Origin of the sequence: Cupriavidus sp. OV096 (assembly GCF_900115455.1) — a bacterium.
Taxonomy (GTDB): Bacteria; Pseudomonadota; Gammaproteobacteria; order Burkholderiales; family Burkholderiaceae; genus Cupriavidus.
The window spans coordinates 142044-161865 of record NZ_FOWM01000007.1 but is presented as its reverse complement, the minus strand read 5'-3'; the positions used below and the strand labels follow the sequence as shown (position 1 = coordinate 161865).

Sequence of the window (19822 nt, the reverse complement as noted above, 5' to 3'; positions counted from 1 at the left end):
TCGTTTTACTTGGGAGTGTCACCTTGTCTTATTCCGTACCGCGTGCCGGACGTGCATCCCGCACGCCGCTGCGCCATCTCGTGGCCGCGCTGGCCGCTGCCGGCGTGCTGCCGACCATCGCCTTCGCCCAGGAAGCGGCCCAGCCCGCCGCCAGCGCGGAGAGCGCCACGCTGCCCGCCGTCACCGTCCATGCCGACGCCTCGGCAGACCAGCTGCCCGCGCCCTATGCCGGCGGGCAGGTCGCACGCGGCGGCCGCCTTGGCGTGCTGGGCAACCAGGACTTCATGGATGTGCCGTTCAGCGTGACGTCGTACACGTCCCAGCAGATCCAGAACCAGCAGGCGCGCAGCATTGCCGGTGTGCTGGCCGATGATCCGGCGATCCGCACCGCCTACGGCTTCGGCAACTTCGCCGATACCTTCGTGGTGCGCGGCTTCCCGCTGACCACCGACGACATCCAGTACAACGGCCTGTTCGGCATCGCCCCGCGCCAGCTGGTGGCCATCGAAGGGCTGGAGCGCGTGGAAGTGTTCCGCGGCGCCAGCGCCTTCCTGAACGGCGTGTCGCCGAGTGGCTCCGGCACGGGCGGCATGATCAACCTCGTGCCCAAGTACGCCACGGCGGCGGACATCACCCAGGCGACCATCGACTATACGAGCGACTCGCAGGTGGGCGGCCATGTGGATGTGGGCCGCCGTTTCGGCAAGAACAAGGAATTCGGCGTGCGCGTCAACGCCATGGCGCGTGGCGGCGATACCCCGGTGGACAACGAGAGCCGGCAGCAGCGCCTGTTCACGCTGGGCCTGGACTACCAGGGCGACGCGTTCCGCGTGAATGCGGACTTCGGCTACCAGAAGCAGCGGATCAACCAGGGCCGCAGCACGGTCCAGCTGTCGGGTACGGCTTTGCCGGCGGTGCCGTCCGCCTCGACGAACTTCGCCCAGCCATGGACGTATTCCGAGCTGGAAGACACCTACGGCACGATCCGCGCCGAGTACGACGTCACCAGGAACTGGACCACCTACGCCGCCTTCGGCGCGCACCACAGCAACGAGTTCGGCAACTACAGCGGCGCGAACGTCGGGAATAACGGCTTTGGCACGGCCACGCGGCTGACCGTTCCGTTCAAGCAGGATACCTACACCGGTGAAGTGGGCGTGCGTGGCCGCTTCGAAACCGGCCCGGTCAAGCACACGGTGAACCTGAGCTGGTCCGGCCTGGAGCAGGAGAAGAGCAGCGCGTTCCAGTCCTCGCCCGCGTTCCCAACCAATCTCTACAACGCGCCGACCGTGCCGTACCCGGCCGCCCCGACCACCGGCAATATGGCCGATCCGAACGTGACGGGCCGGGTCAACATCAACGGGGTGTCGTTCTCGGACACGCTGTCGTTCCTGAACGACCGCGTGCTGCTGACCGGCGGCGTGCGCCAGCAGGTGATGAACATCCGTGGCTACGCAACGGCCACGGGCGTGCAGACGGCGAACTACAGCGAGTCCGCCACGTCGCCGATGTTCGGCCTGGTGGTCAAGCCGCTCCAGAACGTCTCGCTGTACTACAACTACATCGAGGGTCTGGCGCAGGGCGGCACCGCGCCGTCCAACACCATCAACGCCGGGCAGGTGTTCGCGCCGGCCAAGTCGAAGCAGCATGAAGTGGGCGCGAAGTACGACGCGGGCAGCTTCGGCACCACGCTGGCGTTCTTCCAGATCGAGCAGCCGACGGGCGTCACGCAGGGCAATGTGTTCGCCGTGCGGGACCAGCGCAATCGCGGCGTGGAGTTCAGCGTGTTCGGCGAGCCGCTGCGCGGCGTGCGCCTGCTGGGCGGCGTGTCCTATATCGACTCGAAGGTGTCGAACACGGGCAACGCCAACACCGAGGGCAAGCCGGGTGTGGGCGTGCCGATCTACACGCTGACGATGAGCGGCGAGTACGACCTGCCGTTCCTCCCGGGCGCGACGGTGTCCGGCCGCTATATCCAGACCGGCCGCCAGTCCGCCAACACGACCAACACCATCAGCCTGCCGTCGTGGAACCGATTCGATCTCGGGGCGCGCTACGCGTTCAAGGCGTCGCAGCTGCGCTATACGGTGCGGGCGGGCGTCGAGAACATCGCGGACAAGGACTACTGGGCGTCGTCGAGCGGCGGCATCCTCGTGATCGGCCAGCCGCGTACCTTCAAGCTGTCGATGACCGTGGACTACTGAGTCCGCAACCAGTCGCGCGGGGACTGGCCGACCTTGGCCAGGAACGCACGCGACAAGGCCGACGGGTTGGCGTAGCCCAGCTCGTCGGCCATCAGTTTCAGCGGCACGCCGTCACGCAGGCGCGCCTGCGCAAGGCTGATGCGCCAGTCGGCCAGATAGTCGGCTGGCGTCTGCCCCACGACCTCCCGAAACGTCGCCGCGAACGCGCTGCGCGACATCCCGGCGCAACCCGCCATCGACTCCACGCTCCATGCCTCGCCCGGTGCCTCGTGCACGGCGACCAGCGCCCGCGCCAGGCGCGCATCGGACAGGCCAGTGATCAGGCCCGGCTGGATGCCGGCTTGCTCGGGATGGTCGAGCAGCCAGCGCAGCAGCTGGATCAGCACCACTTCGAACAGCCGGTCGGCCAACAGGCGCTGGCCACAGCGCACGCGCTCCGTCTCGGCGAACAGCAGCGCGAGCGCGGGATCGAGCCCATCTACCTGTGCCAACGGCAGCACGATCAGGGGCGGCAGGGCGCGTGCCAGCGGATTCATGGCCCCGCCATCGAAATCGAGCGTGGCGCAGGTGAACTGGGAACCCTCCACCGGCGGATTGTGGAAGGTGTGGACGGCGTAGCGCGGATAGAACAGCAGCGACGGTTCCTCGATCACCAGCCGGGTGGGCAGGGCGCTCGCGCCATGCGTGACCTCGGTGCGCCCTTCGCGCAGCACGTGCAGGAAGCCCCGGCCGGCTTCATCGAAGCGCGTGACGCCGCAGAGCGGCCCGGTGTGGAACAGGTGCGCGCGGACGCGGAAGCGTTCGAGCAGCGCGGACAGGCGATCAGGCGGGGATTCCGGCAGCGAGGACATGGGTCTGGACGATCTGGACGAATAGGATGATTTCGTGGACGAATTGTATCCCTTCGTACGATGCCTGCGGCCATAGTAGAGACACCCCGGACGCCAGGCGATTCAGCCGGCACCCCGGGAGCCTCTCTCACTGTCGCTCTATATATAGGAGTTCATCATGACCGCACGTGTTTCCCTGCCCAACGCCAGCAACGCCCCCGCCGGCAGCGCCGCCGCCCTGGCCCAGATCCAGGCCGCCTTCGGCACGACCCCGCAGATGTTCCGCGCCGTGGCCAATTCGCCGGCCGCGCTGCAATCGATGTGGGGCGCGTTTGGCGCGCTCGGTGGCGGTGTGATTCCGGCGCAACTCGGCGAGAAGATCGCCGTGGCCGTTGCCGACCGTAACCGCTGCGAATACTGCCTGGCCGCCCATACGGCGCTGGGCCGCAAGGCCGGCGCCACCGCTGAGGAGATGGCTGCCGCCCAGGCTGGGCGTGCCGAGGATGCCCGGACGGCCGCCGCGCTGGCCTTCGCGCTGAAGCTGGTGAACGACCGTGGCCAGGTGTCGGACGCCGACGTGGCCCAACTGCGCGAAGTCGGCTTCGGCGACGAAGAAATCGTGGAAATCGTCGCCCACGTGGCCCTGAACCTGTTCACCAACTACATCAACGTGGCGCTGAACGTGCCGGTGGATTTCCCCGGCGTGAAGCTCAACCCACGTTGAGCCGGTTAGCCGCCGTCTAGCGCAGCAGGTTCGACCGCGCCAGCTCGATGACCTCGTCGGCGCGGCCGTTCATCACGGCCTTCATCGCCCACAGGCTGAAGCCCTTGACCTGCTCCGCCTTCAGGGACGGCGGCATCGCCAGTTCCTGCGTGTTGGTCACCACGTCGAGCAGGGCGGGCCCGTCATGCGCCAGCATGGTGGCGATGGCCTCCGGCAGCAGCAGCGGGTCTTCCACGCGCTGGGCATGCACGCCGATGGCGCGCGCCATGGCCGCGAAATCGGGATTCTGCAGCGACGTGCCCGACTCCAGGTAGCCAGACGCCTTCATCTCCAGCGCGACAAAACCGAGCACGCTGTTGTTGAAGATCACCACTTTGACGGGCAGGCCCTGCTGGGAAAGCGTCAGGAAATCGCCCATCAGCATTGCAAAACCGCCGTCGCCGGACAGGCTGATGACCTGCCGCCCCGGATAGGCGGACTGGGCGCCAATCGCCTGCGGCAGCGCGTTCGCCATCGACCCATGCGCGAGCGAGCCGATCAGCCGGCGCTGGCCGTTCATGCGCAGGTAGCGCGCGGCCCAGATCGTCGGCGTGCCGACGTCGAAGGTGAAGACGGCGTCCTCGGCGGCCTGCTCGCTCAGCAGGCGGGCCAGGTACTGCGGATGGATGGGCTTGCGGCCACTGTCGCCCGTGGCGAGGTCGTCCAGTTGACGGCGTGCGTCGCGATAGTGGCGCAGGCTCGCCGCCAGATGGGCTTCGTCGGCCTTGGGGGCCAGGCGGGGCAGCAGGGCGTCCAGCGTGGCGCCGACATCGCCGACCAGCCCCATGTCCAGCCGCGTGCGGCGCCCGAGGTTTTCCGGACGGATATCGATCTGCACGACCTGCGCGCCCTCGGGGTAGAACTGGCGATAGGGGAAATCGGTGCCGAGCATCAGCAGCGTGTCGCATTCCTGCATGGCGTGGTAGCCGGAGCTGAAGCCGATCAGCCCGGTCATGCCCACGTCGTACGGATTCTCGTATTCGATGTACTCCTTGCCGCCCAGGGCGTGCACCACGGGTGCCTTCAGCGTGGCCGCCAGTTGCACCACCTGGTCGTGCGCGCCGGCGCAGCCGCGCCCGCACAGCAGCGTTGTGCGCTGGCTGCCGCGCAGCAGGCTGGCCAGGGCGTCGAGCGAGTCGGCGTCCGGCGTGACCACCGGGGGCCGCAAGGCAATGGCGGCGGGCGCGGACTCGGCGAACGTGCCCTCGCGCAGCGCCACATCGCCCGGAATCACGATCACGGCCACGCCCCGGCGGCCCACTGCCGCGCGGATCGCGGATTCGAGTACGCCGGGCAACTGCTCGATGCTGGTGACGAGTTCGCAGTAGTGGCTGCACTCCCGGAACAACTGCTCGGGGTGCGTCTCCTGGAAGTAGCCACGGCCAATTTCGGCGCTCGGGATATGGGCGGCGATGGCCAGCACCGGCACGCCGGAGCGGTGGCAATCGAACAAGCCATTGATCAGGTGCAGGTTGCCGGGGCCGCAGCTCCCGGCGCAGACGGCCAGCTTGCCGGTCAGGTGCGCCTCGGCGCCCGCTGCGAATGCGGCGGTCTCCTCGTGGCGGGTATGAATCCAGTCGATGTCGCCGCGCTGGCGCAGCGATTCAGTGATGCCGTTGAGGCTGTCGCCGACGACGCCGTAGATGCGTTCGACGCCCACTGCGTGCAGGACGCGGGTGATGAGGTCGGCTGCGTGGTTGGCCATGGTGCTCTCCTTGTACGATCGGTGCCTGCGAGCGAGGCGGAATCCCAAGGTACAAGGGTAGGCGGTGATGGCCGGGGAGGATAGCGCGCGGGGCCGGTCCTGTCCGATCCGCACGGCGCGTCGGCATGTCGAATGCGCGCGGACCATGAAAAAGGCCGCCATGGCGGCGGCCTTGCGGGGGCGCGGCGCGTCGCTTAGGCGTGCAGCGCGGCCGGTTGCAGCGATTTGCCGGTCAGGCTGGCTACGGCGACGGCCATGGCCTGCTCGCGGGCCTCGGCGGCGGCCGGCGCGGGCATGAAGCGCTCGGGGGCTTCGCGCGCCAGTTGCTGGAGGTGGCGCAGCTTGGCCTGGAGGCCGGGTTCCACGCGCGAATCGGGCGTCACCGTCGACGGGCAGGCCACGCCGAGGATGTCCAGTGCCTGGCGGAAGTTCTCTACCGTCAGGCCCTCGACCGGATTCACCTGCACGAGGTGGCGGCGCTGCGCATCCGTCATCGAGGCCGGTGCGGCCGTCGACAGGATCACCCAGCTACCCGGCGCGGCACGCTGTGCGAACCACGCGTCGATCTCGGCGCCATGGCCGCCCGCCACGCGCGGGGTCATGCCTTCCACCTGGAGGTCGAGTTGTTGCAGGATCGCGGCCGGTGTGCCACGGCGCCAGGCGTCGGACACCACCACGCGGGCGCCGGCAATGCCGAACAGCCGGCGCAGGAAGCCCAGTGCGATCGGATCGAAGAAACGGACATCCCTCAGGGTGCCGCTCATTGGCGTACCGCCCAGGCGGGCAGCGGAGCGGTCCGAGTAGAGGACGCCGGGTACGTCCAGCATGATGAGGCGTTCAGACATGATTTCCCTGTGGTAGTCGGTACTGTTTGGTCGAGACAAGCGTACTCGGCAATTCGGCTTCTGCGGCGACACAAAACGTGCGTAAGTGCAACAGTTCTGTAACTTCTACACCGGAGGCGTAAATGCCCGTTACCCCTTGTTCTCAAATGTTTCCGGCCGACACACCTGCCTGAATCCGGGGTCGATTCCGGCGCGGATGTGGGGCCAATGGAGAAGAAAACGAATGCACCAGCGCATCGGTTGACACGTCGCGATTAGGGGAATTACTAGGATTTACCCGAGGCGGGATTGGAGGCCGAGAAGGGGCGGGCAGGGACGGTGGGGCGATGGGGGGCGGTGAGGCGGCTTACCGCTTGCGCAGTAAACGCATTTCGAAATGCTCGAATGATTGCTGGCACGCCGCGCTGCAAAACAGCACAGTCGGGCCCACGGGTTGCTCGCAGCCATGACAGGCGCCGCACGGCTTGAGCCGTGGCGCCCAGTCGCGGCCCGCCGCGTCGAGATCATCATGAAAGGACGAATCGTCCTGCACTGCCTTGCGTAGCGCCATGCCTGGTCCTTGCTGTGCGTCTCGATTGAGAGGCAAGCGATCATGCTAGCCGGGCCGTGACCCGGGGAGAATCAGCATTCGCTTATTTACGACAGCAAAGACCGGAAACTTTAACAATGGCGTGACATTGCTGCGGTGCAGCGTGGCAGGGCTACTGGAACTGGAAGCGCGACACGTCAGATTCCAGCGCGGCGGCTTCCTCGTCGAGCCGGTTGGCGTGCTGTGCCACGGTGTCCACCAGCGCGCCGTTCTGCGCCCCGGTCTGCCCGAGTTCCGCGAGGGCATCGCCCACGGTGCGGATGCCGGCGGCCTGTTCCTCGGCCAGCGCGCGCAGATGGCCCGCGAGGCTGTGGCTGCGATCGACCGCCGACTCGATCCCTTCCATCGCCGCCACCACGGTGCCGCTGAGGCTGGCGCCGCGTTCGATCTCGCGCGTGGCGTCGCCGACGATGCCGCCGATCTCGCGGGCGGCGTTGGCGCTGCGCTGGGCCAGCGCGCGCACTTCCTGCGCGACCACCGCGAAGCTGCGCCCCGCCGCGCCGGCGCGCGCGGCTTCCACGGCGGCGTTGAGCGCGAGGATATTGGTCTGGAACGCAATGCCCTCGATCACCGTGACCACCTCGGCGATATTGCGCGAATGGCCCAGCACGTTGGCCATGGTCCCGTTCATGTCGCGTACCACCGCCATGCCGGCGCCCGATGCAGTGCGCGCCTGGTTGGCCATCGTGCTCGATTCATTGGCCTGCTCATGCACCTGTTCGACGAGCGCGGTCAGGCGAGTCATGCTGGCCGCCGCGTGGCGCAGTGCCTCGGCCTGCTGCGCAGTGCGTGCCGCGAGTTGCTGGTTGCCGTCGGCAATATCGCCGCTGGTGTCCGTGATCTCGTGCGCTGACTCCTGAATGCGGGCCAGCACGCCGGCCAGTTCGTCGCGCATGCCAGCCAGGAAATAGAGCAGGCTGGTCTGATCGTCCCTGCGCAGGTTGATATGCGCGGTCAGGTCGCCGCTGGCGATGCGGTTGGCCGCCGCCGCGGCGTCGCGCGGTTCGCCGCCGAGTTCGCGCGTCAGGCTGCGCGCTGCAAACCACGCCAGCGCGCCGGCCGCCACGAAGCTGGCCACGAGCAGCGCGGCCATCAGCGTTTGTGCGCCGATCTGGCTCGCGGCAACGCCCGCCACGGTGTCGGCGGCCTGCCGCTCCAGGCCGGCGCGCGTGGCTTCCATCAGCGCGCCGAGCTTTTGCAGTTGCTCGCCCAGGAAATGGCCGTCGACGGAAACGGCGCTGTCGAACTGCAGCGCGTCCAGCGGCTGCTTGTTGATCAGCGCCACGTAGCCTTGCATCAGTTCGCCCGCCGCTGCGCGCTCCTTCTGCAGCGCCTGTGCCTGGCGCGGCGCGGCCTGGCGCACGCCGTCCACGGCGGCGTCGAGCTGGCGCATGGCCTGCCGGATGTCCGCGCCGGCAGCGTCGCGCTCGGTGGTGCTCGTGGCCAGCGTCAGCGCCAGTTGCGCGCGGCCCAGCATAGCCAGTGCGGCCTGCGCGCGTTCCGCCGAAATGGCGCCGCGCATGTCGCGTTGATACAGGATGTCGGTGTCCTGCTTGAGGGTAACCAGATTGAGGATGCCGATCAGGCCGACCACGGCGCCGAAGACATAGACCAGAATGAATGCGGCGGACAGCCGCGCCGCCAGCGGCAGTCGCACCAGCCGTTGCCACACGGCTTCGCCGCGTGCGCGCGGCAGACTCAGTTGGATGGCTTGCAACACGAAACAGACTCCTGCCGGGATTGCCCCGGCCATGCCATGACCCGATGCCCGCCGCGTGGCTGCCTGCCGTGCCGCCCGGTGTGGACGACCGGGGCATATTCCCGTTGCGGTGCGCCGCCATGCTCGGCGAACGGTGTGACGCAGGCGTGACACCGTCGCACAACGGGGAGATCGGCGCAGGCCGCAGAGGGCGGGTTACGGCTGGAGCAACGGCTGGCCGGGTGGGCCCGTCAGGTCGGCGCGGACGGTCTGGTCGAGGATGTCGAGCCGGTAGCCCTGCGCGTACACGACATTGACGGTGACGCCGTTGGCCGGGCAGAGATCGAGCGTGCGGCGCATGCGCGAGACCAGCCCCGCCAGCGCGCGCGAGAGCGGCGGCAGGTCATGACCCCAGATCATATGTTCGATCCGCTTGCTGGCCAGGATGCGGCCCGCGTTGGCGAACAGCAGCGTGGCGAGGTCGAACTCCTTCGGCGTCATGGCGATGCGGCGCCCATTCAGCATGGCGAAGCGGCCGGGGCTGTTCAGCTCGTAGGGGCCGGCGCGCATCGGCAGGTTGTTGCGGAAGCGCGCGCCGCACATGCGTCGGCGCAGAGCGGAGATGCGCGCCAGCAGCACGCGGTTGCTCAGGGCCTCGAGCACGTAGTCGTCGGCGCCGGCGTCGAGCGCCTCCACGAGGTCGTTGTCGTTGTTATGCTGCCCGCCGATCATGATGATCGGCATGTCGCGGGCGCGGACGGCGCGCACGGCACGGATCACGTCGATGGCGGAAATGTCTTGCAGGTCGCGGTCGACCAGCAGCATGTCGTAGCTGTCATGGCTGAGGCCGTGGATCAGGTCCCGGCCGGCAAGGAAGAGGGTGCACTGGAAACCCGCGAGGGAGAGCAGGTCCTGGATGGGGTGGAGGCGGGCCGCGCGGCTGGCCAGTAAGGCAATGTTGGTCGAAACACTCATGCTACAACTACCAGAAAACTGAAACGGATTGACGGAGAGGAACCGTCAGAGCGTAGCGGCGGCATGCCCGGCCGGACAATCGCCATTCCCTTAAATGTGGGATCGCCGCGAACCGGGTCAGGCTTATCCACAGAACGTGTGGATAACTGGCGGGTGGGCGGAGGCGCACCGGCGCCGGCACGCCATTGCATCGGCGCGCCTAAAAATGAGGCAGCCCGACCGGCATATGGCGATCGGGGGGATGCCCTCATGTGACGGGTATGCCAGAATACGGCTCATCCATGTACGGGCCCGCAGCGCCGAACCATCCGCCTATGTTGATGAGTCCTAGCGTGATCGCCGCAGTGATGGTCGCCTTCCATATCGTTGGCGTGATGGCCGCACTGCATGCCGTGATGACGGTCCGCACCGCGCCCGGCGCCATTGCGTGGGCGGGGTCGCTGGTGATGATGCCGTACTTCGCGCTGATTCCGTACCTGATCTTCGGCCGCAGCACCTTCGCCGGCTACGTCAATGCCCGCCGTTTCAATAATGACCGCCTGCGCGAGATCCGCCGTGGCATGACCGCGTCCGAGCGCGAGGCCATGTCAGCCTGCGTGGTGACGGCGCCGGCGCAGGCCTGCATGCGCGCGCTGCCCGGTCTGACCGGCATGCCGTGCCTGGCCAACAACGACGTGCGCCTGCTGATCAACGGCCAGCAGACCTTCGAAGCCATCTTCGCTGCCATCGACGCCGCCACGCAGGTCGTGCTGGTGCAGTTCTTCATCGTCCATGACGACGAACTGGGCCGCGAACTCCAGCGCCGCCTGTGCGAGCGCGCCCGCGCCGGCGTGAAGGTCTATTTCCTGTTCGACAGCATCGGCTGTCATGGACTCGGACGCGGCTATGTGCGCACGCTCCAGCAGGCAGGGGTGGAGGCGCGGCCCTTCGCCACGCATCCCGGCTTCGTCAATCGTTTCCAGCTGAATTTTCGCAATCACCGCAAGCTGGTGGTCGTGGACGGCGCGCGCGCCTTCCTGGGCGGGCACAACGTCGGCAACGAATACCTGGGCGCGCGGGCGCCGCTCTCGCCGTGGCGCGATACGCATATCGAAATTCGCGGCGCGGCGGTGCTGGAGCTGCAGATGGCGTTCGCCGAGGACTGGTACTGGGCCGCGAAGGAGGTGCCGTACCTGATGCTGCCGCCGCATGGCGATGTGGGCGAGATGATCTGCCAGGTCGTGCCGTCCGGCCCGGCTGACGCGCAGGAGACCTGCTCGCTGTTCTTCGTCGAGGCGATCCAGTCGGCGCAGAAGCGGGTCTGGATCACCTCGCCGTACTTCGTGCCGGACGAGGCGGTGTTCGCCATGCTGCGCCTTGCCGTGCTGCGCGGGGTGGACGTGCGCATCCTGATTCCGTCGCGCCCGGACCACCTCGTGGTGTACGCGGCGTCCACCATCTACGCCTACCAGGCGGTGTGCGCAGGCGTGAAGGTCTACCGCTACCAGCCCGGCTTCCTGCATCAGAAGGTGATCCTGATCGACGATGAGGCCGCCGCCGTGGGCACCGCCAATCTCGACAATCGCTCGTTCCGGCTCAATTTCGAGATGATGGTGATGACCGCGCATCCGGCCTTCGCGCGGGACGTCACGCGCATGCTCGAGGCCGACTTCGCCGAGGCGCGCGAGATCAGTCGCGACGAATTTTTGGCCTCGCCCGCGCTGCTCCGGGTGGCGATGCACGTGGCCAAGCTGTTCGCCCCCATCCTCTGAGCAAATCCGCTGCCGCCGTTGTCCACATTGGCGGCTGGCGCTCCTTGTGTACACTGTCTACTATACAAAGCAGAATGAGTGGACGATGTCCACATGGGAGTTTGATATGAGCCGAGTCGCCGCCACGCCGCCCACGCGGAGCACTTATCGACATGGCGATCTACGGCGCGCCTTGCTCGAAGCCGGGATCGATCTCGCACGCACTGGCGGCCCGGAGGCCGTGGTGCTGCGTGAAGCCACGCGCCGCGCGGGCGTGGTGCCGAATGCCGCGTACCGTCACTTCGCGAGCCGGCAGGACCTGTTGGAGGCGGTGCGCGCCGCGGCCTTGTCCGGCCTGGCCATGGCCATGGAGACCGAACTGGCAGCGCTGCCCGCCAATGCCTCCGCCACCGAGCGCGCGCGCGGGAGCCTGCGCGCGGTGGGTGCGGGCTACCTCCGTTATGCGCTGGCCGAGACAGGCCTGTTCCGCACCGCCTTCTCGGTGCCGGACGATGTAGAGGACGACCCGGACCCCGCCAAGGCCGGCAACAGCGGCCTCAACCCGTTCCAGTTGCTGGGCGCCGCGCTCGATCATTGGGTCGATGCGGGCCTGCTGCCAGCGGCGCGCCGCCCCGGCGCAGAGTATGTCGCCTGGTCCGCCGTCCACGGGTTAGCCATTTTGTTGATCGACGGCCCCCTGCGCAGCCGCGCGCAGGAACAGGCCGGCATCATCGGTGCGCGGCTGTTGGACATGGTGGAGAACGGCCTGACGGTGGCCTGAGACCAAAAAAATGCCACGTGGCGGGGACCACGTGGCATCCAAGTAAAAGAATGCCAGCGAGGGGTCAACTCTGGCACTCCATCGGGTGCCTGCATTGCACAGGCGGGGCCAAGTGTAAGAAGACGATTCTGATTCGTGAATAGGAATAGTCCGAAAATGGATTTCCGCCCCGCAAATACTGTCTAACGGCCATGGGGCGACGGTCGAAGCCGCCCTCGGCTTTGATGCAGGTCAATGGGAGTGCACGATGAATGGGGCGCGCGGTTGGATGATGGCGGGCATTGCGGGCGCCACATGGATGCTGGGCGGCTGCGTGGCATATCCCGGCTATGACACGTACTACGGCAGCTATCCGTCCGGCTATGCCTCGTCAGGCTATGACTCGTCGGGGTATTACGGCGGCTACTACAGCGGCTATCCCGCCTATGCCTACGGCTATCCGTATGCCGGGTATCCCTATTACTACCGACCCTGGTATGGCGGCTTCTACGGCAGTGTCTGGTATGGCAGCGGCTATCGCGGCTACTACGGGCGTGGATATCGTGGCTATTACGGGGGCTACCACGGCTACCACGGGGGACACGGCGGGTACCACGGCGCCTATGGCGGCTACCGTGGCGGCGGTTATGGCTATGGCGGTGGGGGCGGGGGAAGAGGCGGCGGCGGGCGCGGTCGACGCTGAGTGCCAGCGCGCCCGCGCGATGCCGGCAGGAGCAATGCCTACGGCAACTGCCGAAGCTGTCCGATCACGGACATCAACCGCCCGTGTGCCACGATGACCGACGACTCGTCCTGCAGCGCCTCCTGATAGCGCTTGCGAAACGCCTCGTCCCCGCGCTCGCTGAACAGCTTCTGCGCGGCGGCGGCCACGGCCCGGCAGGTATCGTCATGATGTTCGTCGCCCTCGAGTTCTTCGTCGATCTCGATGATGAGGCGCGACAGCGGGTCCAGCCAGCGAAAGAAAGATTCTTCGGTGACCAGCTGCACGAACTGCCCGGCTGGAATCGGACCGTGCAGACGCTCGTATTGACCACGGTCGTAGCCGATGACTTCCTTGTGTACCTGGAGCAATGCCGCGCGCAGGGCGCGCAGGCCTAAGCGGCGGGTTTCCTGGGTGGCAAGGAACTGTTCGCTGGGCATGCCTTTTCTCCACTTTCCTGTTCCAGGGCAGGGCGTGTCGACATGACCCGTCGGCGGGGTCCTCCCGGGAACCGCCATCGCCTGCCCGATCGTTTTCGGTATGCATCGCCATGCGGCATGACATGGAGTATGCGTGAGTCAGTATAGGAAGCGCACGTGGCGCAGACCAGCGCGCAAGCCTAGCGAGATACCCGTATTGCGGCCCTGCGGCAAACCGTGGCGGCCATGTGGGTGAGTCTGAAACAAGATGTCGATGGTGCGATGCAAGGCACCGCTCAGGCACCCGGACCTTGCAACGATGCCCCCGCCGTGGCGATGATTTCCTCTGGGGAAGGATGTGCGCGCGCAGTCAACCGCATGCGTGCGAGCAGCGGAAGATGATCGGACGCCAGCCGCGTCAGCGCGCTGCGATGGCCCGCCACCGACACCAGGTGCGCGCGTGGCGAAGTCCAGATCCGGTCCAGCGCGAGGAAGGGCCAGCGCGACGGAAATGTCGAGACATGGGGTGTGCGTTCGAAGTACGCATGCAGCCAGCGCAGCGGGCGCCCCCACAGGAACCACTCGTTCACATCGCCGAGCAGGATGGTGGGCTGCTCGGGCGCCTCCGCCAGCGCGGTGAGCAGCCGGCGCACCTGCCAGCGCCGCTCGCCGGGCATCAGTCCGAGGTGCGTGGCAATCACGCGCAGCGCGAAGGTGTCGTGCTCCACGGCGTTGCATTCGAGCATGGCGTCGATGGCGCCGCGCGGCTCATGCCCCTTCACGCTGAGGTCGATATGGCGGATGCGCAGCGGCCGGTAACGCGTGAGCAGGCCGTTGCCGTAGTCGCCGTCCTCGCGGACCAGCGTGGGGCCGGGAATGGCGTGCAAGCCGCTGTGCGCGGCGAGGAAGCGCAGCATGTCGAAGCCGGTATGGCGCGACTCCACTTCCTGCAGGGCGATCAGGTCCGCGCGCAGTTCCGTCACCACATCCGCGATGCGCTTCGGCACGAAATGCCCATCGGTGCCCACCCCGCCGTGGATGTTGTAGCTGGCCACGGCGATGTCCGCGTGCAGGGACCCGGAGGCGTCCGACGCGGGATTCGATGCGGGAGGCAACGGCGCGTTCATCAGGCCCCCTCGCGCGAAGGCGCGCTGGTGCACGGTGGCGGGTGCCGCGCCGCCGCTGTCGCGGCCGTCGCTGCCGCATGGAGTTCGGCGTTCGCCGCACGCTCCCGGCGCTTGCGCCGCCGGCGCAGCAACACTGCCACGGTGATCGGAATCAGCAGCACCAGCGCCAGCAGGGCGAAGGTGCCCGCGCCGGGGTCTTTCGCCACGGCGGCAATCCGGTCCACCAGCGAGGCCGTGACAACAATGCCCGGCGTCATGCCGATGGCAGTGCCCAGCAGGCAGTCCCGCAGCCGGATGCGCGACGCGCCCACCACCAGGTTGACCAGCGTGAACGGCGCCACGGGCACGAGGCGCAGCACCACCATCGCCAGCACGCCATGCTGGCGCACCTTCTGGCTCACGCGGTTCAGCCGGCGTCCGCCAAGGCGCCGCACCGCGTGGCGGCCCAGCAGCCGGCCCGCCGTATAGCCGCCGGCCGCGCTCAGCACCGAGCCGCACAGCGCCAGCAGCGCGCCGTACCACGGCCCGAACACGACCAGCGTGACCACGATCAACAGCGTCACCGGAAACATCACCAGCCCGCCCGCCACGAAGGCGGCCATCATCGCGCCCGGCGCAAACGGCATGTCGCGCACGCGCTCGATCATCGTCAGCAGGTAGCGGAAATCGGCCCACTCGCGCAGCGGCGTATAGCGCCACGCGAAGGCCATGCCGCCCAGCACGAGTACCAGCAGCACGAACACCGCCACCCGGTTGGCCGCGTGGGGGCGGGCCTCCTGGCTGACGAACTCGGCCATGATCTGCTCGCTGTCGATGGGCTCGATGGGGTCCAGCAGCCGTGCATCGGGCAGCGCGGCATCCACTTCTTCCGGCACGGTCGGCGAGAACCGCTCCAGCGTGCGCCCGTCGCTGCGGTGCAGGGTTTCGATGGCGGCGTGCAGGCCGCCGGCATCCGCCAGCGCGGTGTCGAGTTCCTCCGGCGTGACGGCGAGGTGCTCGCTCAGCAGCCGCCCGCGCATGGCCCGGATGCCGGCGGCGATCTTTGGATGGCCGTTGGCCTCCACCACGAGGTTGCATTCGGTATCGAGCCCGAACGAGCGATTGCTGAGATTGGCCGACCCGATGGTCAGCAATTGGTCGTCTACCACCATGACCTTGCTGTGGACGTTGACGCAGGCGTCGCCAAGGTCCGGCACATGCGGGCAGTACAGGTGGAACCGTGCGTGCTGGTCGGCGCCGCGCAGCCGCCGGCAGAGCCGCGCGCGCAGCACCCCCATGCTCGCTTCTTCCAGCCAGCCGCTCTCGGTGCGCCGCGAGACCAGCGCAATCTCCGGCCCCTCGGGCTCGCGCAGGCGCTTGGTGAACGCGTCGGCGATCAGGCCGGAGCTGAAATACTGGTTCTCAAGGTAGATGCCCTCGCGCGCCGCGCCGATGGCATCCAGATACAACTCGCGGATCTCGGACACGCCGGGATCGTCCTCGCACGCCGGCGCGGTCCGGCTGATGCCGACGTCCACATTGGTGAGGTCCGGCTCGACGCTCTCCGGCCACGCATCCCCCAGCGGCTGGTCCGGCACGCGCGGCTGGCGGCCCGTGGCGCGCAGCCAGCGCGCCGCCGCGAGGTCGCCCAGCGCGGCGGCGGCGTCGCCATCGACCACGCACTGCACGTCATGGAAGGGCGGATAGGGCTTGCCATCCAGATCCACGCGGCGCGGGTCGTCGGCCAGATGATGATGGGTGTCCCAACGCCGGATGGTCAGGTCCAGGCCGCCCACAAAGGCCACCTGATGATCGACCACCACGACCTTCTGATGATGCGAGGCCCCGGGCGGATGGTTGCCATCGAGCCGGAAAGACAGCCGCCGATGGGTCTGCCAGTGCATCTTGGCGTCGGGCAGCCACTCGCGCTCCAGCGCGAACACCATCGCGAAATCCCAACTTAGCACGTAGATCCGCAGCCCACGCCGGCGTTTGCACAGCGTGTTCAGGAACTCGCGCAGCGTGGGCGGCAGGCCATCGGGCGGGTCATCGCCGCCCGGGTTCATCACCATCCGGCTGTCGATGTCCCAGCCGAGGATGAACACGCTGTGCGTGGCCTTGGCCAGCGCCTCACGGAGTGCGGAGAAATACGCATCGGCGTCGACCAGCATCGAAAACCGCTGGCACGGCTCCACCCGCCAGCAGTTGTGGCCGGGACGCAGGAGCGGGGAATTAGGAAGGGCGTCGGACATTACCCCGCCACAGGCGCAAGTTTTGTACCGGATGGGGATCTGGGGCTGAGGCTAGGGTCTGGCGATAGCGGAGCACCGCCGCCGGTGTGCGCTTTACTCGGCTTTGTAATTTTGACAATCGACGGAGAGGGATGGCGAGCGCGTCAGCCGCGCCGCGCCGCCTCACGCCAAGCCCCCGGCGGCAGGCCGAAGCGGCGGGCGAACGCGCGGGTAAAAGTCGTCTGGTCGGGATAGCCGACGCCGAAGGCGATGTCGGTCAGCGGCATCGTGCCGGCCATCAGCCATTGCACGGCCTGATCGAGGCGCAGGCGGGTCTGGTAGCCGTGCGGCGTGTCGCCGAAGGCTTCGCAGAAGAGGGTATGGAAGTGGCGGGCGCCCCAGCCGAAGCGGCTGGCGAGTTCGTCGGCGCGGGGTGGTTCGGCGAGGCTGGCGCGCAGGCAGGCGTCGATCGCCATGACCGGGAAGCGGGCGGCGTCGTGCCGGGTGAGGTCCTGCCCGAGCGAGGTGGCCAGATTGCCGGCGAGGATGGCCGCGCGCTGCCAGTCGTGCTGCGGCGGGGCGCCGGGGTGGGTTTTCGGGATGGTGACGAGCGTGCGCACTTGCGCGGCGAGCGTGCCCTCCAGCGCGAAGGTGCGCGGGCGGGCCATCAGCCGGGCCGGCAGGGCCACGGAACTGGCCGGGAAGTCGGCCACAAGCTGCAGGTTCTCGGTCAGGCCCACGCAGACATGGTGTTCGCCACCGGGCACGACCAGGCCGTGTTCGGCATCCACACGATAGGCGTGACCGTCGATTTCCAGTTCGATGGCGCCGTCCACGCCGAACAGCAACTGGTGGTAGTCGTGCGCATGGCCGAGCGGCTGCGGCTGGAATCGCCGCGGCTCGACCAGCGGGGCGGCGTGGTCAGCGCGCTTCGGCACGTTGCGTCCGTCCCTGGGTCTGGCACAGCCACACGCCGGCGCCGGCCACGGCCATGCCGAGCCACTGGAGCGGCACCAGATGGTCGCCAAACAGCAGCGCGGCCTGCACGGCGGCCAGCGGCGGGGCGAGGAACATCAGCGCGGCGGCGTTGGCGGCGCGCCCGCGGCGCACCAGCCCCAGCAGCAGCCACGTACCGAGCCCCGACAGCACCAGCGCGGCATAGGCCAGCGACGCCCACAGCGTGACGCCCGGCTCCCAGTGCAGCGCGCCCGGGCCGCCGTTGACCGTGACCAGCGCGCCGGCCACCAAGATCGCGCCGGCATTCTGCCAGGCCGAGCTGGCGCGAATGTCGGCCTTGGCGATGGAGGTCTTCTGCAAGAGCGTACCCATGGTGATGGAAACAATGGCCAGCAGGCCGATCAGCACAATCCACGGCGACACCGCGTGCGGCGCGCCGGCCCGCATCGCCGGCAGGACGACCAGCCCCACGCCGGCCGCGCCGAGCGCGAGCCCGCGCCAGGTGCGCATCGAAGGTAGCTCTTTTAATAGTGGGATGGCAAGCAGCGCGGTCAGCAGCGGCTGCAGGGCGCCGAGCAGCGCCATCACGGACGGCGACAGCCCGTGCGCCACGGCGCCGTAGCCGGCACACAGGTAGATGCCCTGCATCAGCGCGCCAGCCAGCAGGTGGCGGGGCACCTCGCGCGCCGCCGGCCACGCCGCCCCGGCCAGCACCGCCGCCAGCGTGAACATCAGCCCGGCCAGCGCAAAGCGGGCGAGCAGGAACAGGCTGGTGTCGGCCACGGGCACGACCGCCTTGCCGACGATAAAGCCGGTGGACCAGATCAGGACGAAGGCCAGGCCAGGCAGCCAGGCGGGCAGGGGGCGCGACATGGAAGCGGTACTCGATCAGATTCCGGGCGGCCGGTCAGTGGCCGCATTGGGGGAGATTGTCCGGCAGGGTAGCGGGGCGGGAGGGGGCTGTCTTGGCGATTCCTGCAATCGATCTTCAGACAAATCCGATGGACCTCATGGACAATATGCGCCTTGTCCACGTCTTCCGGCCCCGATCGGGCCGCGTTCCCGCCATGCCAACGACCGCGCCGCATCACCGCCTGATCCAGGATCTCGGCCTCGTGCCCCATCCGGAGGGGGGATTCTACCGGGAGACCTACCGCGACGCCACGCGGGTCCGCCGGGCCGACGGCGTGGAGCGCGCCGCCTCCACGGCCATCTATTACCTGCTGTGCGATGACGCGTATTCGGCGTGGCACCGCATCTGCGCGGACGAAGGCTGGCATTTCTACGCCGGCGGGCCGCTCGACGTGCATGTGATCGATGCCGCAGGCCGGTTGCACACCCACCACCTCGGCAACCCGCTGCACGACGCGGGCACCGCGTTCCAGGCGGTGGTGCCGGCCGGCTGCTGGTTCGCGGCCGAGCGGGTGGCGGGTTACGCCGGCGGCTATTCGCTGGTGGGCTGCACGGTGGCGCCCGGCTTCGAGTTCAGCGAGTTCGAACTGGCCGATGCGGCCGCCCTGGCCACGCTGGCCGCCGCCCATCCGCATCACGCCGAGGTGATCGCCCGGCTGGCGCCCCGGCTTCCGCAGGGCTGACCGGCCGCGCTCCCTACGTTCGCCGGCAAGTTTTACGCGTAGCGGGCGGGCCTGGCCGCTGCCGCACGCCGATTTGGCGGCGTCGGGCGGCCGGGAACGGCTTTTGCAGAACCGGTCCACGGACCCGTTTTCGCAATGTCCGCATCCCCACCCCGCAAAAACCCCACAGAACGAGGAGTCATCATGGATAAGTCCAAGATCCCGGTCGGCCAGCGTCCGGCCCTGAGCCTGTTGCTGGACGACCATCGCGCCGTCAAGAAGCTGTTCAAGCAGTTCGAGGAAGCCAAACAGGACAGCGCCAAGCAGTCGATTGCGGCGGAAACCTGCCACGCGCTGAGCATCCACGCCCAGATCGAGGAGGAGATCTTCTATCCCGCCCTGCGCGGCGTTTCGGACAAGATCGACGACATGCTGGACGAAGCCAAGGTCGAGCACATGGTGGCCAAGCAGTTGATCGCGAAGATCGAATCGGGCGATAAGGCCATGCTCGACGCCAACTACAAGGTGTTGACCGAGTACGTCGGGCACCACGTGGAGGAAGAGGAAAGCGAGCTGTTCAAGGCGGTGATCCAGGCCAAGGTCGACCTCAAGGCGGTGGCGGCGCAGCTCGAGGAGCGCAAGCACGAACTGGAAGGCGTGACGGCCTGACCGTTGGCGCGGACGAAAAAAGGCCCATCCGAGGTGGATGGGCCT

At 68.0% G+C, this 19822-nt stretch carries 18 protein-coding genes; 7 read left to right on the top strand and 11 right to left on the bottom strand.

Translation table 11 applies throughout. From position 1 onward, the window contains the following. Positions 1–23 precede the first annotated feature (23 nt). Positions 24–2204 (top strand): TonB-dependent receptor, encoded by a 2181-nt coding sequence (locus tag BM115_RS17490; protein WP_255370882.1) that lies wholly within the window; start codon positions 24–26, stop codon positions 2202–2204. Here BM115_RS17490 and BM115_RS17485 read toward each other — a convergent pair. Further along, positions 2198–3055 carry an AraC family transcriptional regulator gene (locus BM115_RS17485; RefSeq protein WP_092296597.1) on the bottom strand — a complete coding sequence of 286 codons (858 nt, stop codon included), beginning with the start codon at positions 3053–3055 and terminating at the stop codon, positions 2198–2200. The genes BM115_RS17490 and BM115_RS17485 overlap by 7 nt on opposite strands. Positions 3056–3212: 157 nt before the next feature. Between BM115_RS17485 and BM115_RS17480 the strand changes: the two genes are divergently transcribed. Continuing rightward, complete coding sequence (locus BM115_RS17480; protein WP_092296595.1) at positions 3213–3758, top strand: carboxymuconolactone decarboxylase family protein; 546 nt, start codon at positions 3213–3215, stop codon at positions 3756–3758. Positions 3759–3774: 16 nt separating this feature from the next. Here the strand turns inward: BM115_RS17480 and poxB are convergent, their stop codons facing one another. The 5 genes from poxB to BM115_RS17455 form a co-directional block, all read right to left on the bottom strand. Continuing rightward, the gene (gene poxB / locus BM115_RS17475; RefSeq protein WP_092296592.1) at positions 3775–5502 is read right to left on the bottom strand and encodes a ubiquinone-dependent pyruvate dehydrogenase; all 1728 of its coding nucleotides are present in this window, start codon (positions 5500–5502) and stop codon (positions 3775–3777) included. 194 nt (positions 5503–5696) lie between these two features. Further along, positions 5697–6347 (bottom strand): HAD domain-containing protein, encoded by a 651-nt coding sequence (locus tag BM115_RS17470; RefSeq protein ID WP_092296589.1) that lies wholly within the window; start codon positions 6345–6347, stop codon positions 5697–5699. A 346-nt stretch (positions 6348–6693) separates the two neighbouring features. After that, positions 6694–6897 (bottom strand): hypothetical protein, encoded by a 204-nt coding sequence (locus BM115_RS17465; RefSeq protein ID WP_092296587.1) that lies wholly within the window; start codon positions 6895–6897, stop codon positions 6694–6696. A gap of 151 nt (positions 6898–7048) precedes the next feature. Further along, positions 7049–8656 (bottom strand): methyl-accepting chemotaxis protein, encoded by a 1608-nt coding sequence (locus BM115_RS17460; protein WP_092296584.1) that lies wholly within the window; start codon positions 8654–8656, stop codon positions 7049–7051. Positions 8657–8851: 195 nt separating this feature from the next. Beyond that, positions 8852–9610 carry a response regulator transcription factor gene (locus BM115_RS17455; protein ID WP_092296581.1) on the bottom strand — a complete coding sequence of 253 codons (759 nt, stop codon included), beginning with the start codon at positions 9608–9610 and terminating at the stop codon, positions 8852–8854. A 314-nt stretch (positions 9611–9924) separates the two neighbouring features. Between BM115_RS17455 and cls the strand changes: the two genes are divergently transcribed. From cls to BM115_RS17440, 3 genes are all read left to right on the top strand, one after another. Then, positions 9925–11361 (top strand): cardiolipin synthase, encoded by a 1437-nt coding sequence (gene cls / locus BM115_RS17450; protein ID WP_092296578.1) that lies wholly within the window; start codon positions 9925–9927, stop codon positions 11359–11361. Positions 11362–11467: 106 nt separating this feature from the next. Next, complete coding sequence (locus BM115_RS17445) at positions 11468–12121, top strand: TetR/AcrR family transcriptional regulator (protein WP_092296575.1); 654 nt, start codon at positions 11468–11470, stop codon at positions 12119–12121. A gap of 247 nt (positions 12122–12368) precedes the next feature. Continuing rightward, positions 12369–12803, top strand: a complete 435-nt coding sequence (locus tag BM115_RS17440) for a hypothetical protein (RefSeq protein ID WP_092296572.1) — start codon at positions 12369–12371, stop codon at positions 12801–12803. A 38-nt stretch (positions 12804–12841) separates the two neighbouring features. Here the strand turns inward: BM115_RS17440 and BM115_RS17435 are convergent, their stop codons facing one another. The 5 genes from BM115_RS17435 to BM115_RS17415 form a co-directional block, all read right to left on the bottom strand. Continuing rightward, positions 12842–13261, bottom strand: coding sequence for a hypothetical protein (locus BM115_RS17435; protein ID WP_092296569.1), 420 nt, complete (start codon positions 13259–13261; stop codon positions 12842–12844). 275 nt (positions 13262–13536) lie between these two features. Continuing rightward, the gene (locus BM115_RS17430) at positions 13537–14367 is read right to left on the bottom strand and encodes an endonuclease/exonuclease/phosphatase family protein (protein WP_092296855.1); all 831 of its coding nucleotides are present in this window, start codon (positions 14365–14367) and stop codon (positions 13537–13539) included. Further along, a complete protein-coding gene (locus BM115_RS17425; RefSeq protein WP_092296566.1) occupies positions 14367–16598 on the bottom strand; it encodes a VTT domain-containing protein in 2232 nt (743 codons plus the stop codon). The genes BM115_RS17430 and BM115_RS17425 overlap by 1 nt, the downstream gene beginning before the upstream one ends. Positions 16599–16741: 143 nt before the next feature. Beyond that, the gene (locus tag BM115_RS17420; RefSeq protein WP_092296563.1) at positions 16742–17515 is read right to left on the bottom strand and encodes a helix-turn-helix transcriptional regulator; all 774 of its coding nucleotides are present in this window, start codon (positions 17513–17515) and stop codon (positions 16742–16744) included. Continuing rightward, positions 17499–18407 carry a DMT family transporter gene (locus tag BM115_RS17415; RefSeq protein WP_092296560.1) on the bottom strand — a complete coding sequence of 303 codons (909 nt, stop codon included), beginning with the start codon at positions 18405–18407 and terminating at the stop codon, positions 17499–17501. Before BM115_RS17415 ends, BM115_RS17420 begins: the two co-directional genes overlap by 17 nt. A 194-nt stretch (positions 18408–18601) precedes the next feature. On the opposite strand from BM115_RS17415, the gene BM115_RS17410 reads away from it, so the two are divergent. Both BM115_RS17410 and BM115_RS17405 read left to right on the top strand, forming a co-directional pair. Continuing rightward, on the top strand, positions 18602–19129 hold the full coding sequence (locus tag BM115_RS17410) for a cupin domain-containing protein (protein WP_092296852.1): 528 nt from the start codon (positions 18602–18604) through the stop codon (positions 19127–19129). 183 nt (positions 19130–19312) lie between these two features. Continuing rightward, positions 19313–19777 carry a hemerythrin domain-containing protein gene (locus BM115_RS17405; RefSeq protein ID WP_092296557.1) on the top strand — a complete coding sequence of 155 codons (465 nt, stop codon included), beginning with the start codon at positions 19313–19315 and terminating at the stop codon, positions 19775–19777. Positions 19778–19822: the final 45 nt, after the last annotated feature.